The sequence below is a fragment of the Pseudomonas sp. CGJS7 genome (assembly GCF_036961695.1).
The window spans coordinates 32,547-47,242 of record NZ_JBAMDI010000087.1; the positions used below are offsets into that span (position 1 = coordinate 32,547).

Here is a 14,696-nt window from a genome sequence, read left to right on the forward strand (position 1 = left end):
GGCCCGCCCGCATGAACGCTCCCGCCCGCAACGCCGCCCCCTCCGCCGCTGCCGCGATCGACGCGCTGTACGCGCAGCACATCGCCGAACTGCATCGCCGCACCGAGCAGGCCCTGGCGCGCGCCGGCTTCGATCATCTGGTCGTGCCCAGCGGCAGCCTGCATTACCAAGTCTTCGACGACCGCGACTACCCCTACGCGGTCAACCCGCAGTTCAAGGCCTGGGTGCCGCTGACCCGCAACCCGGGCAGCTGGCTGGTCGCCACGCCCGGACAAAAACCCAAGCTGATCTACCTGCAGCCCTTCGACTACTGGCACGTGGTGCCGCAGGCGCCGAACGGCTGGTGGGTCGAACACTTCGACGTGATCGTGATCCGCAAGCCGGAAGAAGCGCTCGCGCACCTGCCCAAGGACGCCGCGCGCTGCGCGATCCTCGGCGAGCCGCAGAGCGCGCTGGGCGATTTCGTCCCCAACAATCCGCAGCCGGTCATCGATTACCTGGAATACCACCGCGCCTTCAAGACGCCCTACGAAGTGGCGATGATGCGCGAGGCCACCCGCATCGGCGTGCGCGCGCACCGCGCCGCCGAAGCTGCGTTCCGCGCCGGCGCCAGTGAGTTCGACATCCACCTGGCCTACTGCGCCGCCGCGCGCCAGGACTGCAACGAACTGCCGTACGGCAACATCGTCGCGCTGAACCAGAACGGCGCGGTGCTGCACTACATGGAACTCGGCCGCGAAGCGCCGGCGCAATCGCGCAGCTTTCTGATCGACGCCGGCGCCAGCCATCACGGCTACGCCTGCGACATCACCCGCACCTACGCCGCCGACCGCGCCGGCGAATTCCAGGCGCTGATCGATGCGGTCGATGCCGCGCAACGCGCGATGTGCGATCAGGTCCGCGTCGGCACCGACTACAAGCGCATCCATCTCGACGCGCATCTGGCCTTGGCCGGCATCTTGAAAGAGTTCGGGGTGCTGAAGATCTCGCCCGAAGCGGCGGTGGAGAACGGCGTCAGCGGCGTGTTCTTCCCGCATGGCATCGGCCACGGCATCGGTCTGCAGGTGCACGAAGTCGCCGGCTTCGCCGCCTCCGACCGCGGCGGACGGATCGATAAACCCGCCGGCCACCCGTACCTGCGCCTGACCCGGGTGCTGGAGCCGGGCATGGCGGTGACGATCGAACCGGGCCTGTATTTCGTCGATCTGCTGCTGGATGGTTTGCGCCAGGGCGAACACGCGGGCAGCGTGGATTGGAGCCGGATCGAGCAGTTCCGCCCGTTCGGCGGCATCCGCATCGAGGACGACGTGGTCTGCACCGAGGCCGCGCCGATCAATCTGACCCGCGATGAATTCGCCGCCGTCTGACCCGCGCGTGCGCCGGGTCCTGTTCGTGTGCAGCCAGAACAAGCTGCGCAGCCCCACCGCCGAGCAGGTGTTCGCCGGGCGCGACGATCTGGAAGTCGCCTCGGCCGGTTTGAATCACGACGCCGAGCAGCCGCTCGGCGCCGAGTTGGTGGAATGGGCCGAGGTGATCTTCGTCATGGAACCGGCCCAGCGCAGCAAGTTGCAGCACAAGTTCAAGCCGCAGCTGCGCGATACGCGGGTGATCTGCCTGGATATTCCCGACGACTACGATTACATGGCGCCGGCGCTGGTGGAGTTGCTGCGGACGCGGGTGCCCAAGCACCTGTGATCCGGGCGCGAACCGTCGCGGCGCGAAGACTCATCACCGGAGCCATCGCATGACCGATGCACTCGATCCGTTCCAGCAAGTGTTGCAAGCCTACGCGGCCGCGGTACTGGCCAAGGACGTAGAGGCGTTCGTCGCGCTCTACGACGACGACGTGCATGTGTTCGATATGTGGAGCGACTGGTCGCTGCGGGGCATCGAGCCTTGGCGGGCGATGGCGAGCGATTGGTTCGCCTCGCTTGGCGATGAGCGGGTGGTGGTCGAGATCGATCGGGCGCAGTCGGTCGGCGGCGGCGATGTCGTGTTTGGCCATGCGTTCTTGCGTTACACCGCGTTCGCTGCGTCGGGCGAGCGGCTGCGGTCGCTGGACAATCGGATCAGCGTGGGGATGGTTCGGCGCGATGGGCGGTGGAAGATCGCGCATGAGCATACGTCGGCGCCGATCGATCATGCGGGGGCGAAGGCTATCCTTCAGCGTGGGAATACGGGCTCGACGATATAAAGAGCCGCTTTCGCTTTTCCCTTCTCCCGCTTGCGGCGACCGAAGGGAGTGCAAGGCTGAGAAGGTGCCCGACAGGGCGGATGAGGGCGCGCGAAAACTTAGTTTCGACGCTAGCAGCTACTCCGCGCGCCCTCACCCCAACCCCTCTCCCGCAAAGCGGGAGAGGGGCTAAAAGCAGCGGGATCGGAGAGGTAAGGCGACCTTGTCCGATTCCGGCGAGCACCTCACAGCAACGCTCACTAGCCTGAAGCCACCTCGCCAGGAGTGCTTCCATGAGCCGGACCGCCGCCTTCGCAACATCTTGCCTACTCTCCATCCCACTCGCCGCCACCGCCGCACAACCCGACGACATCGCCGAACTCCAGGCCCTCGACATCCGTTACCAAGCCGCGGTCAAAGCCAACGACGCGGCAACGATGGCGAGCATCCTCCACGACGACTTCGCCCTCATCAGCGGCCGCGGCCAAGTCGCCGACAAAGCCGCGCTGCTGAAAGAAGCGCGCGAAGCGCAAACCGTCTACGAACGACAAGACGCCAGCGAACGCAGCGTGCGCGTGTGGGGCGACACCGGCGTGGTGACCGCCAAGCTGTGGCTGAAAGGCCGCAGCAACGGCCAAGCCTTCGACTATCGGCTCTGGTACAGCGACACCTACGCCCGCACCGCGCACGGCTGGCGTTACGTGCTCGGGCAAGCCTCGCTGCGCCTGCCCGACACGCCGTAAGCGGCGGCGCGCTTACCAGACCTTGAAGACGCGCCCACTCTGAATCCCCTCAACGCTCTGCTTATACGCCAGCGCCGCGCTCGCGGCGGTCACCGGCACGAAACCGGGGAAGAACGCGCCGTAGTCGTCCCACGATTCGGTCAGCACGCTCGGGCTGACCGCGTTGATGCGCAGGTCGCGCTTGAACTCGAGCGCCGCGCCCTGGACGAAGCCCTCGATCGCGCGATTGACCGCGCTGGCGTTGGCGCCGGCGCGGATCGGTTCTTCCGAGACGATGCCGGTGGTCAGGGTGATCGAGCCGCCGTCGTTGAGGTGGTGCTGGCCGAGCAGGGCCAAACGCACCTGACCGAGCAGTTTGTCGTTCAAGCCGACCGAGAAATCGGCCGGGCGCATCGATTCCAGCGGGCCGAAGTGGAGCACACCGGCGGCGGAGACGATCGCGTCGAGCTTGCCGGTCTTGGCGAACAAGGCCTCGACGCTGGCGTCGTCGGTGATGTCGACCGGGTAGTCGGCGCTGCTGCGGCCGGCGGCGAGGATGTCGTGGTGCTTCAAGGTCTCGGCGATGGCGCGGCCGAGGGTGCCGCTGGCGCCTACGAGCAGGATTTTCATGGCTAAGGTCCGGTTGGGAAGTCAGGCGCTCAGTCTGCGCGCGGCGGCGTGCACGGTGAATGCGCTAGGATTTCGCGCTCCCCTAACCCTGGGTTAGCCCACGTGGACAAGTTGCGCAGCATGGCGGTGTTCGTCGCGGTGGCCGACACCGGCAGTTTCGCCGCCGCGGCCCAGGCGCAGCAGTTGTCGGCGGTGATGGTCGGCAAGCACATCCGCCAGTTGGAAGAACATCTGGGCGCGCGCCTGTTCCAGCGCGATACCCGCAAGCAACACCTGACCGAGGTCGGCGCCGCGTTTTTGCAAGAGGCGCGGCAAGTGCTGGAGCACGTCCGCCGCGCCGACAGCGTGGCCGAGCGCCTGCGCGACGATTCGCGTCCCAGCGGCCGGCTGCGGGTGACCGCGCCGTTCACCCTGGGCGGCGCCGCGATCGCGCCGGTGGTGACCGGGTTCCTGCGCGCCTACCCCGAAGTGTCGGTGGATCTGGTGCTGGCCGATCGCATGTCCGATCTGATCGCCGAAGCCTTCGATGCGGCGATCCGGATCGGGCCGCTGTCGGATTCAGATCATCTGATCGCGCGGCCGTTGCGGCCGTACCGGATGATCGTGTGCGCCTCGCCCGAGTACCTGCGCGAGCGCGGCACGCCCACCCATCCGCGCGAACTGGTCGATCACAGTTGCCTCAGCCACCTGCTGTGGAACCGCGACGCGGGTTGGCGCTTCGACAGCCTCGGCAGCGATCCGCTGCAGGTCAGCGGCCGGTTCGCCTCCAATCACGGCGAAGCGCTGCGGCGCGCGGCGCTGGACGGGTGCGGGATCGTGCTGCAGCCGGAGGTGTTGCTGGCGCAGGACATCGCCGATGGTCGGCTGGTGCGTTTGTTCGAGGACGATCTACCGCCGCCGCGGCCGGTGCATCTGTTGTATCCGCGCGATCGGCAGCCTTTGCCGAAGCTGAGCCGCTTCATCGAGTACGTGTTGGAGCGCTTGGGCCAGCAGTAAGCGACGGCAATCGTCCGCCAGCGCCACTGTTCCCCCCTTTGAAAAAGGGGGGTTAGGGGGGATTTGCTGTTGCTGTTGCCGTCGCTCCAACGCAAAGGCGAAAAGCAAAAGCAAATCCCCCCTAGCCCCCCTTTTTCAAAGGGGGGAACTTTTCAAAGGGGGGAACTGTTGGCTAGCGACTCATCGCAGCCTCAAGCCGCGCGCCGCTGCCCCATCAACTCTTCGATCTCATCGGCGCTACGCGCCAACGCCGCGGTCAACACCTCGTGGCCGTCCTTGGTGATCGCCACATCGTCCTCGGTACGAATACCGATACCGCGCCACTTCGGATCGACCGTAGTGTCGTCGGCGGACACATACAGCCCCGGCTCGATGGTGAACACCATGCCCGGCTCCAGCAGCCGCGACTCGCCGTCGATCCGATACTCGCCGACGTCGTGCACGTCCATGCCCAGCCAGTGGCCGGTCTTGTGCCGATAAAAGCGCTTGTACTCGCCATCGGCGAGATTGCGCTCCAACTTGCCCTTCAACAAACCCAAACGCAGCAAGCCTTCGGTCAGCGTGCGCACCGCAGCCAGATGCCCGGCCTCGTAAGCCACGCCCGGCCGCGCCTGCGCCAACGCCGCGGCCTGCGCGGCGCCGACCAGATCGTGCAGCGCGCGCTGTTCGGCGCTGAAGCGGCCGTTGACCGGGAAAGTGCGGGTGATGTCGGCGGCGTAGCCGCGGTACTCGGCGCCGGCGTCGATCAGGACCAGATCGCCGTCGCGCGAGGCCGCGCGGTTGGCGCGGTAATGCAGCACGCAGGCGTTGGCGCCGGCGCCGACGATGCTGCCGTAGGCCGGTTCGGCGTCGAAACGGCGGAACACCGCTTCGATCTCGGCCTGCAGCTCGTATTCGCGCACGCCCGGCCGCGCCGCGCGCATCGCCGCTTCGTGGGCCAGCATGCTGATGTCGGCGGCGCGCTGCATCAAGCGCAGTTCGTCGCGATCCTTGAACAAGCGCAGCTCATCGAGCAGATGGCCCAGCTCCAGGAACTCGTGCGGCGGCTGCGCGCCTTGCCGCACCATCGCCCGCACCCGGTTGAGCCAGCCGATCAGCTTGAGGTCGAACTCGGCGTCGCGGCCGAAGTGGTAGTACACCCGGGTACGGCCTTCCAGCAGGCCCGGCAGGATGTCGTCCAGGTCGGTGATCGGATACGCATCGTCCAGACCGAACGCCTCGACCGCGCCTTCCGGCCCGTAGCGCGGCCCGTCCCAGGCCTCGCGTTCGGCGTCGCGCTCGCGGCAGAACAGCAAGGTTTCGCCGTGGGCGCGGCCGGGCACCAGCACCAGCACCGCATCGGGTTCGGGGAAGCCGGTGAGGTAACTCAGGTCCGAGTCCTGGCGGAACGGGTAATGCGTGTCGCGGCTGCGGATCAGTTCGTGCGCCGAGGGCACCACCACGATCGCGTCGGGGCCGGCCATCTCCATCAGTTGCTTGCGCCGGCGCGCGTGCGCCTTGGCCGGGATCGTCAGCGCCGTGTGCACGTCAGTTCAACCGTTGCCGGTGCTGCGCGGCCAGGGCGACGTCGCCGTGCAGGCCCAGCGCGGCGATGCGCACGAATTCTTCCAGTTCGGTCAGCGCTTCTTCGTCTTCCTCATCGCCTTCGTCCTGCGGCGCGGTGGCGGCGAACTTGGCCAGGTCGGTCAGCGCCTCGCGGCTTTCCTCGGACAGATTGGGCGCCGCGCCCGCAGCCAGGCCGAAGCCGCCGAGGAAGCCGCGGCACCAGTCGAACAAGGCGCCGCTGCGCTCGGTCAACGAGGCCTCGGCGTCGGGCAGCAACAGCTCGAAGCCGTATTCCGGATCGACCATCTGCGCGGCCGAGGCCAGGCGCAGGCGATCGAGCGCGCCGTTGGCAGCCGGGGTGGCGATGGCGGCATCGACCAGCACCCGCGCCGGCCATTCGCGCAACGACGCGCCGCCGCCGGCGAGCCAGCCGCACAGGGCGCCGTGCAATTCGGAAGCGGAAGTGCCGAGCGAGAGGCTGCGGCTCTCGGCGTCGACTTCGGACAACAGGGGCAATTGGGTCGCGGCCACAGGCATGCAATCGGAGGGGATGCGGCAGTTTAGCAATGCCCGGCGCGCATGGCGCCGGCGCCGGCGGCCGATGCGCGGCGCGCGCTCGAATCGGCGACTTGCGCACGGCCGCGCGCCGCGATCCGCGCAGCGGCGCAAGCTTCGCCGCCGCGATCCTCACGCGCCCTACACATGCCCTCGACCCCGCGTGTCCGGGTGCTCGCATCCTCGCGCGGCCGCCGCGAAGATGCGCCTCGGTGCTTGTTGCCGCCATGAACGCCTGCCTACACTGCGTCCCTTGCGCCTCACGCCTCGGTGTCCGTGCGTCACTTCTCCCCCACCCGCCTGTTGAACCTCGCCCTGGTCGCTGCGCTGTGTTGCGCAGCGGCGATCTCGCAGCGTGCCGCGGCGGCGACCCGCGATTTCTATTTCACCCGCCTGGGCAGCGAGGTCGGGCTCAATCAGAACTCGGTCACCGCCTTCATCCAGGACGCGCACGGCTTTGTCTGGGTCGGCACCCAGGGCGGCCTGCACCGCTACGACGGCCAGCGCTACACCGCCTACCGCCACGACCCGCGCGACCCGGCCAGCCTGCCCGACAGTTACGTCACCGCGCTGGCCCTGGATGAGCAGCGCGCGCTGTGGATCGGCACCCATTCGGAGTATTTGGCGCGGCTGGATCTGTCCAGCGGCAGCATCCACCGCTACAGCCCGCCCGATTCGCAGACCGGGCGCCAGATCGTCGCCCTGCTGCCCTGGCGCGATCAGTTGCTGATCGGCACCGTCGCCGGCCTGGAACGGCTCGACCCGCAGACCGGCGCGCGCGAAATGCTGCTGCCGCTGCCCGGCGAAGCCAGCCGCCAGGCGCCCTGGCAGGGCTTGGCCCAAGGTAAGGACGGCACCGCCTGGTTCGCCAGCGCCGCCGGCCTGCATCGGATTCTCGCCAACGGCCGGATCGAACGGGTCGGCGCGCCGATCCCGCTGCGCAGCGTGATGATCGATCACCGCGGCCGGCTGTGGGCCGGCGCGGTCGATGGCCTGTACCGGCTCGACGGCCGCACCGGCGCGATCAGCAAGGTCGAGAACGACGCGCTGGCCTCGCTGCGCAACGCCAGCACCATCGTCGAAGCGCCGGACCACCGGATCTGGGTGTCCGGCTACGACAACGGCCTGTACCGCCACGACCCCGACACCGGCCGCACCCAGCGGGTGAATTCGCAGCCCGGCGTCGACGCGAGCTTGCCCGAGGACACCGTCGATGCGCTGATGATCGACCAGGGCGGCCTGCTCTGGATCGGCGGCCAATACCGCGGCGTGGCGGTCGCCGACCCGCGCGGCACCCGTTTCAGTTACGTGCTCGATCTCAACGACGTGCGCGGCGTCGGCGGCGCGGCCGGCGCCGCCTCCGACGCCAGCGTGCGCGCCCTGGCCCAGGACGACAGCGGCGCGATCTGGATCGGCACCGACAACGCCCACCTGCGCCGCTACGACCTGTCCAGCGACCAGTTCCAGGACATGACCGCGTTGCTGCCCACCGGCACCGACCTGCACCGGATCGCGGCGATCGCGCGCGAACCCGAAGCGCCGTTCGCCTCGCCGGCCGCGCCGGGCGAAGCGCAACCGGCATACAAGCCCGCGCCGGGCCGGTTGTGGATGGCCACCGACGCCGGCCTGCTGCGGATGGAACCGGGCACCGGCAAAATCGAAACCATCGACCTGCGCGGCTACCGCGATTCGGCTCTGCGCTCGCTGCGTTTCGCCCGCGACGGCAGCCTGTGGCTGGGCGGCCAGGACATCGGCGCGCTGCACTACCTGCCCGAGTCCGGAGTGCTGGTGCGCTACGCCTACCGCGAAGGCGATCCCAAGGGGCTGAGCCACCCGCGGGTCAACGCCATCTTGGAAGACCGCAAGGGCCGGATCTGGTTCGGCACCGGCGACGGCCTGGACCTGCTCGATCCCGACACCGGCTATCTGCGCCATTACCGTCACGTCACCGACGAAGCCGACAGCCTGCCCGGCAACTTCGTGCGTTCGCTGCACCAATCGGCCGACGGCGCGATCTGGATCGGCACCCAGGCCGGCCTGAGCCGGGTGATCGAATTCGGCGACGGCCGCATCCGCTTCGAACACCCGCTGGCCGAAGTGCTCAGCGACCACGCCGTGCCGGTGGTGTACTCCATTGCCGAACGCCCCGCCGGGCGGCTGTGGCTGGGCACCGACGCCGGCATCATGCGCTTCGACACCGGCGCCTCGCTGCTGCGCCGCTACGGTTTGGCCGACGGCCTGCAGGACCTGGAATTCAACACCGGCGCGGTGACCCCGCTGGCCGACGGCCGGCTCGCCTTCGGCGGCGTGCGCGGGCTGAATCTGTTCGACCCCGAACGCATCTTCGATTCGCGCTACACCCCGCCGGTGCGCCTGCTCGGCGCCTGGATCGGCTCGGAAACCAGCAGCGGCTCCAGCGTGCCGTGGCAGTCGTCCAAGCTGGAAGTGCCCAACGGCGCCGGCATCCTGCGCCTGCGCATCGGCGCGCTGGATTTCGCTCCCAACAACGGCATCCGTTACCGCTATCGCATGGACGGGTTCGACCGCGACTGGATCGACAACGGCCCGCGCCAGGACATCACCTACACCCGCATGCCGCCGGGGCATTACCTGTTCCGCGCCCAGTCGACCAACCGCGACGGCGTGTGGAACACCCAGGAACTGCGCATCCCGGTCAGCGTCGAACCGCCGCTGTGGCGGCATCCGCTGGCGATCGCCGCCGCGGCGCTGGCCGCGTTGGTGTTGCTGCTGAGCTTCAGCTGGCGCTGGCACCGCGCGCGCCAACGCGAGCGCGGCTACTTCACCCAGATCCGCGAACGCGAAGAGCGCCTGAAACTGGCGCTGTGGGCCTCCGGCGAGCAGTTCTGGGACTACGACCTGCAACGGCGCGAACTGCACCGCATGCGCGTGGACGATCACACCGCCTCGCCGGAAATCGGCGTGCGCGCCGACATCGCCGACGATCACGAGATCCATCCCGACGACCTGCCGCGGGTCACCGAACTGCTGCGCAAGCATTTGCACGGCGACGCCGCGCTGTTCCTGTCCGAGCACCGGATGCGCACGCCGCGCGGCGACTGGGGCTGGGTCCGCGCGCGCGGCCGGGTGGTCGAACGCGACGGCGAAGGCCGTCCGGTGCGGGTCGCCGGCACCGGCCGCGACGTCACCGCGGTGCGCAGCGCCGAACGCGAACGGCGCATCTCCAGCGAAGTGCTGCGCTCGATGGCCGAAGCGGTGGCGGTGTTCGACCGCGACTTCGTGTTCGTCTCGATCAACCCCGCGTTCTCGCGCATGACCGGTTATCCGGAGAACGAAGTCATCGGCCAGACCACCGGCCTGCTCGACAGCCGCCAGCACGATCCGGAGTTCTACTCGGACATGCGCGACGAACTGCAGCGCAGCGGCCGCTGGTCGGGCGAAATCTGGCAGCAGCGCAAGGACGGCAACGAGTTCCTGTGCTGGCTGCAGGCCTCGATCGTGCTCGACAGCAGCGGCCAGCGCGGCCACTACGTCGCCGTGCTCACCGACATCACCGACCAGAAGCGCGCCGAACAGGAACTGCGCTACCTGGCCAATTACGACACCCTGACCAGCCTGCCCAACCGCACCCTGCTGTCGGAGCGGCTGTCGCGGGCGATCGTGCGCGCGCGCCGCCACGGCCACCGCATCGCCCTGCTGTTCCTGGATCTGGACCGGTTCAAGGACATCAACGACTCGCTCGGCCACGCCGCCGGCGACCGCATCCTGCGCGCCGCCGCGGTGCGCCTGCAGGAAACCGTCGGCGCCGAGCACACCGTCGCCCGCCTGGGCGGCGACGAGTTCACCGTGGTGCTGGAAAACCTGGAAACCCCGGAGCAAGCCGAGGACGTGGCGCGACGGCTGATCAAGGCCTTCGAAGCGCCGCTGGATTTCGACCAGCGCCACGATGTGGCGATCTCGCCCTCGATCGGCATCAGCGTCTACCCCGATCACGCCCAGGTGCCGACCGACCTGCTCAAGCACGCCGACACCGCGATGTACCAGGCCAAGGCCGCCGGCCGGCGCACCTTCATGCGCTACACCGAAGCGATGGACGTGGAGATCCGCCAACGCGCGACCATCTCGGCGGCCTTGCGCAAAGTGCTCGACCGCAACGAGCTGCGGCTGGTGTTCCAGCCGCGGCTGTCGCTGCCCGAAGCGCGCATCACCGGCGTGGAAGCGCTGCTGCGCTGGCACAGCGCCGAGTACGGCAACATCCCGCCGTCGGAATTCATTCCGCTGGCCGAGGAAAGCGGGCTGATCCTGGAAATCGGCGAATGGGCCATGCGCGAGGCCTGCCACCGCCTGCGCCAGTGGCGCCAGCAGGGGCTGGAACAACTGTCGATCTCGGTCAACGTCTCGGCGATCCAACTGCTGCGCGGCGATCTGCCCAAGATGGTCGCGCGCGCCCTCAGCGAAAGCGGCATCCCGCCGTGGCGGCTGGAACTGGAACTGACCGAAAGCGTGGTCATGTCCAATGCCGCGCACACCTCCAACACGATGCAGGCGCTGCGCGAGCTCGGGGTGGCGCTGGCGGTGGACGACTTCGGCACCGGTTATTCGTCGCTGGCCTATCTCAAGCGCCTGCCGATCAACACGCTGAAGATCGACAAGGAATTCATCGGCGATCTGACCCGCGACCCCGACGACGCGGCGATCACCACCACCGTCATCGCCATGGCCCACTCGCTGGGTCTGAACGTGGTCGCCGAAGGCGTGGAGCTGGAAGAGCAGATGGAATTCCTGCTCGACAAGAAGTGCGACGAGATCCAGGGCTACTGGCTGGCGCGGCCGTTGGAGGCCGACGACTGTCTGGCCTTCATCCAGCAATGGCGCCCCTCGCCGAGCATGTTGGCGGCGCTGGCGGCGCGCGAATCGGCGGCCAAGACCACCAGCCACGTGAGATGAATGCGGGTGCGAACCTGCTGCCGCGGCAGCGGCGCGCCGCCGAGCGCGGCGGGTCGAGCGGGAAAACGCCCGAACGCGCTTGAGCCGATCTCGACCGGTGCAGGCCCGCCGGGCCGACACCGCCGCCGCGGTTCGTGACCCGCCCCCAACAAGGCCCGCGCCCGCCTTGACCGCCCCCGCCCCGGCCTGCCATCGTGCCGGGATGGACCGCGCCGAACTCATCGCCGAACTGCAGTCGCTGCTCACCCGCGTCGACGACCTCGGCGACCGCGTGCGCAAGCTCAGCGAAGAAAACCGCAGCCTGCGCCAACAGCAAGAACAACTGGTCGGCGAACGCTCGGCGCTGCTGGCCAAGAACGAGCAAGCGCGCACCCGGGTCGAGGCGATGATCGCCCGGCTGAAGTCGCTGGAACAACACACGTGAAACCGGCCCCGGCCCTCCCCGCAATCGCCATGAGCCTGCCTGTATGAGTACGACGAGCGAAGCCGTCAGCATCCGCCTGCTCGACCGCGAGTACACCGTGGGCTGCGAGCCCAACGAACGCGACGACCTGCTCGCCGCCGCGCGCATGCTCGACAGCAAGATGCGCGAAATCCGCGGCAGCAACCGCATGGCCGCGCTGGACCGCGTCGCGGTGCTGGCCGCGCTCAATTTCGCCCACGAACTGCAGCAACTGCGCGGCGAAGGCGACGGCCGCGACCGCGAACTCGCGCGCACCCTCGATGAGCTGCACCGCAAGCTCGACAGTCTGTTCGACGCGGCGATTCGCTGAAACGGCAGGACTCGCTGCGCGCGCAACGCCCGCAATCCGCCGGCGTTGCGACGCAACGCGACCCGCGTCACGCCGAGCCCCATTCATCGCCGATCAAGCGCATGAACCGCAACGCAGCATCGCCGACGAGCGGATTCGCCTGACCTGCGCCGCGCGCTATACTGCGCGCACGTCCTCTGCTGTGCGCGACGGCGTGCGCAAACATTCGCCTTGTCCCTTAATGACGACACCGGGGGCGCGCCGGAAACCTGGAGTGCAAGTCCGCCTCGCAGCGGGAAGCCCGAAGGTCTCCAAGCGTTCCCACTTGAACCCCGGGTTCAAGGTCGTTTCGCAAGCATCGCCATTGGCGGAGGACTACTTATCCCGGAACGGGCGCGACGCCACCGTCAGTGGCATCGCGCCCGTTTCCTTATGCCCGCGCTTTGCGCGCCGCCCGGATCCCCCGATCGCATGACGGACGACCGCTCGACCCTGCGCCGCAGCCTGCGCGCCCAACGCCGCGCACTGCCCGCCGCCGCCCGCATCGGCGGCGCCGAAGCGCTGGCCGCGCACCTGCTGGCCCTGCCGTTCGCGCCGCAATCGGGCTATGTCGCCGGTTACTGGGCGATGGACGGCGAAATCGCCCTGCATGCCTGGCAACTGCGCCTGCCCAAGAACTGCGTGTACTGCCTGCCGGTGCTGCACCAGGACCAGACCCTGCGCTTCGCCCCATGGCGGCCGGGCGACGCGCTGGCGCCGAACCGCTACGGCATCCCCGAGCCGGCCCTGGCCGAAAGCTCGCTGCTGCGGCCCGAGGACATGAGCCTGATCGTGGTGCCGCTGGTCGGTTTCGACCACCGCGGCCACCGCCTGGGCATGGGCGGCGGCTGGTACGACCGCAGCCTGGCCTTCCGCCAGCGCAGCCCGGCCCCGCCCTGGCTGACCGGCGTCGCGTTCGAGCTGCAACGCCTGGAACGCCTGGACGCGGCGGACTGGGACGTCGCCCTGGACGCGGTCTGCACCGAGTCCGGCATCCTGGACTGCCGCTCCGCGCTATACGCTTGACCTTCCCCCCGACGCGGCGCCGCCGCGTCCGAAACCGAGCTGCCCCGCATGACCGCACGCCGCCGCTACTGGCTGATGAAATCCGAACCGGACACTTTCTCCATCGACGACCTCGAACGCGTCCGCGTCGAGCCCTGGAACGGCGTGCGCAACTACCAGGCGCGCAATTACATGCGCGACGGCATGAAGGTCGGCGACGGAGTGTTGTTCTATCACTCCAACACCGCGGTTCCCGGCATCGTCGGCCTGGCCACCATCGCCGCCGAGGCCTACCCGGACCCGACCCAGTTCGATCCCAAGTCCGACTACCACGACCCCAAGAGCACCCGCGAAGACCCACGCTGGCTGCTGGTGGACGTGGCCTTCGAGCGCAAGTTCAAGCGCACCGTGTCGCTGGACGAAATCAAGGCCCGCGCCGACCAGCTCGGCGAAGATTTCGCCCTCACCCGCCGCGGCAACCGGCTTTCGGTGCTGCCGGTGTCGGCGGCGCAGTGGAAGCTGCTGTTGTCGATGGAATGAAGCGGGGATCGGCAATCGGGGTTTCGCAAGAACGCCCGATCCGCCGTCCGCGTCGTCGCGCCGAGCCACCGTTGTCTTTTGCCTATCCTTAATCGCGAACCCCGAATCCCAATGTCCGAATCCAAACGCCTGGCCGGCGAAAAAGCCATCGACTACATCGAAGACGGCATGATCGTCGGCGTAGGCACCGGTTCCACCGTCGCGTTCTTCATCGAAGCGCTCGGCCGCCACAAGGAACGCATCAAGGGCGCGGTCTCCAGCTCCGAACAGAGCACCGCGCGCTTGAAGGCGCTGGGCATCGAAGTGCTGGACCTCAACGCCACCGGCCCGCTGGCGCTGTACGTCGACGGCGCCGATGAATGCGATCCGCACAAGCGCCTGATCAAGGGCGGCGGCGCCGCGCTCACCCGCGAGAAGATCATCGCCGAGGCCAGCGCCAAGTTCGTCTGCATCGTCGATCCGGCCAAGCGCGTGGACGTATTGGGCAAGTTCCCGCTGCCGGTGGAAGTGGTGCCGATGGCGCGCAGCATGGTCGCGCGCGAGATCCTGGCGATGACCCGCGGCCAGCCGGTCTGGCGCCAGGACGCCAACGGCAACGGCGTGGTCACCGACAACGGCAACGCCATTCTCGACATCCACAACCTGGCCATCGTCGACCCGGTGGCGATGGAATCGGCGATCAACCAGATCCCCGGCGTGGTCAGCGTCGGCCTGTTCGCGCGCCGCCCGGCCGACGTGGTCATCGTCGGCGGCGAGCCGCCGTTGGTGCTGTAAAGCCACGGCTATCGGGCCGGTCGCGACCACCGCGCCGGC

At 68.6% G+C, this 14,696-nt stretch carries 14 protein-coding genes and 1 other RNA gene; 12 read left to right on the plus strand and 3 right to left on the minus strand.

Features of this window, described 5'->3' with window-relative positions:
• Positions 1-11: 11 nt before the first annotated feature.
• The 4 genes from pepQ to V7787_RS36100 all read left to right on the plus strand — a co-directional run bounded on the left by pepQ (position 12) and on the right by V7787_RS36100 (position 2,916).
• On the plus strand, positions 12-1,367 hold the full coding sequence (gene pepQ, locus V7787_RS36085; protein ID WP_336092205.1) for a Xaa-Pro dipeptidase: 1,356 nt from the start codon (positions 12-14) through the stop codon (positions 1,365-1,367).
• 7 nt (positions 1,368-1,374) lie between these two features.
• The gene (locus V7787_RS36090; protein ID WP_336092230.1) at positions 1,375-1,695 is read left to right on the plus strand and encodes a low molecular weight protein tyrosine phosphatase family protein; all 321 of its coding nucleotides are present in this window, start codon (positions 1,375-1,377) and stop codon (positions 1,693-1,695) included.
• Positions 1,696-1,744: 49 nt separating this feature from the next.
• Entirely contained in the window at positions 1,745-2,194 is a 450-nt protein-coding gene (locus V7787_RS36095) for a YybH family protein (protein WP_336092207.1), read from the plus strand.
• A gap of 272 nt (positions 2,195-2,466) precedes the next feature.
• Positions 2,467-2,916 (plus strand): nuclear transport factor 2 family protein, encoded by a 450-nt coding sequence (locus V7787_RS36100; protein ID WP_336092210.1) that lies wholly within the window; start codon positions 2,467-2,469, stop codon positions 2,914-2,916.
• A gap of 12 nt (positions 2,917-2,928) precedes the next feature.
• Here V7787_RS36100 and V7787_RS36105 read toward each other — a convergent pair whose 3' ends face one another.
• On the minus strand, positions 2,929-3,525 hold the full coding sequence (locus V7787_RS36105) for a short chain dehydrogenase (RefSeq protein WP_336092212.1): 597 nt from the start codon (positions 3,523-3,525) through the stop codon (positions 2,929-2,931).
• Positions 3,526-3,627: 102 nt separating this feature from the next.
• Between V7787_RS36105 and V7787_RS36110 the strand changes: the two genes are divergently transcribed.
• Entirely contained in the window at positions 3,628-4,521 is an 894-nt protein-coding gene (locus tag V7787_RS36110) for a LysR substrate-binding domain-containing protein (RefSeq protein ID WP_336092214.1), read from the plus strand.
• A 191-nt stretch (positions 4,522-4,712) separates the two neighbouring features.
• Here V7787_RS36110 and V7787_RS36115 read toward each other — a convergent pair whose 3' ends face one another.
• Complete coding sequence (locus V7787_RS36115) at positions 4,713-6,047, minus strand: aminopeptidase P N-terminal domain-containing protein (protein WP_336092216.1); 1,335 nt, start codon at positions 6,045-6,047, stop codon at positions 4,713-4,715.
• 1 nt (position 6,048) lies between these two features.
• Positions 6,049-6,597: a UPF0149 family protein gene (locus tag V7787_RS36120; protein WP_336092218.1), complete on the minus strand. Its 549-nt coding sequence runs from the start codon at positions 6,595-6,597 to the stop codon at positions 6,049-6,051.
• Positions 6,598-6,897: 300 nt separating this feature from the next.
• Here V7787_RS36120 and V7787_RS36125 point away from each other — a divergent pair, with 300 nt between their 5' ends.
• The 7 genes from V7787_RS36125 to rpiA all read left to right on the plus strand — a co-directional run bounded on the left by V7787_RS36125 (position 6,898) and on the right by rpiA (position 14,657).
• Positions 6,898-11,547, plus strand: coding sequence for an EAL domain-containing protein (locus V7787_RS36125; protein WP_336092220.1), 4,650 nt, complete (start codon positions 6,898-6,900; stop codon positions 11,545-11,547).
• 166 nt (positions 11,548-11,713) lie between these two features.
• Positions 11,714-11,971, plus strand: a complete 258-nt coding sequence (locus V7787_RS36130; protein WP_336092222.1) for a TIGR02449 family protein — start codon at positions 11,714-11,716, stop codon at positions 11,969-11,971.
• Positions 11,972-12,014: 43 nt separating this feature from the next.
• Entirely contained in the window at positions 12,015-12,320 is a 306-nt protein-coding gene (locus tag V7787_RS36135; protein ID WP_336092224.1) for a cell division protein ZapA, read from the plus strand.
• A gap of 170 nt (positions 12,321-12,490) precedes the next feature.
• Positions 12,491-12,677: non-coding RNA, 6S RNA (ssrS, locus tag V7787_RS36140), on the plus strand.
• A gap of 93 nt (positions 12,678-12,770) precedes the next feature.
• The gene (locus V7787_RS36145) at positions 12,771-13,364 is read left to right on the plus strand and encodes a 5-formyltetrahydrofolate cyclo-ligase (RefSeq protein ID WP_336092226.1); all 594 of its coding nucleotides are present in this window, start codon (positions 12,771-12,773) and stop codon (positions 13,362-13,364) included.
• Between the two features lie 48 nt (positions 13,365-13,412).
• On the plus strand, positions 13,413-13,883 hold the full coding sequence (locus V7787_RS36150; RefSeq protein WP_336092228.1) for an EVE domain-containing protein: 471 nt from the start codon (positions 13,413-13,415) through the stop codon (positions 13,881-13,883).
• Positions 13,884-13,988: 105 nt separating this feature from the next.
• Positions 13,989-14,657: a ribose-5-phosphate isomerase RpiA gene (gene rpiA, locus V7787_RS36155; RefSeq protein WP_442965346.1), complete on the plus strand. Its 669-nt coding sequence runs from the start codon at positions 13,989-13,991 to the stop codon at positions 14,655-14,657.
• The last annotated feature ends 39 nt before the right edge of the window (positions 14,658-14,696 follow it).

What these genes read in the sequence shown, in the direction of transcription:
- V7787_RS36105 (WP_336092212.1), bottom strand. Translation starts at nt 3,525, where the DNA reads ATGAAAATCCTGCTCGTAGGCGCCAGCGGCACCCTCGGCCGCGCCATC.
- V7787_RS36100 (WP_336092210.1), top strand. Translation starts at nt 2,467, where the DNA reads ATGAGCCGGACCGCCGCCTTCGCAACATCTTGCCTACTCTCCATCCCA.
- V7787_RS36145 (WP_336092226.1), top strand. Translation starts at nt 12,771, where the DNA reads ATGACGGACGACCGCTCGACCCTGCGCCGCAGCCTGCGCGCCCAACGC.
- pepQ (WP_336092205.1), top strand. Translation starts at nt 12, where the DNA reads ATGAACGCTCCCGCCCGCAACGCCGCCCCCTCCGCCGCTGCCGCGATC.
- V7787_RS36135 (WP_336092224.1), top strand. Translation starts at nt 12,015, where the DNA reads ATGAGTACGACGAGCGAAGCCGTCAGCATCCGCCTGCTCGACCGCGAG.
- V7787_RS36095 (WP_336092207.1), top strand. Translation starts at nt 1,745, where the DNA reads ATGACCGATGCACTCGATCCGTTCCAGCAAGTGTTGCAAGCCTACGCG.
- V7787_RS36150 (WP_336092228.1), top strand. Translation starts at nt 13,413, where the DNA reads ATGACCGCACGCCGCCGCTACTGGCTGATGAAATCCGAACCGGACACT.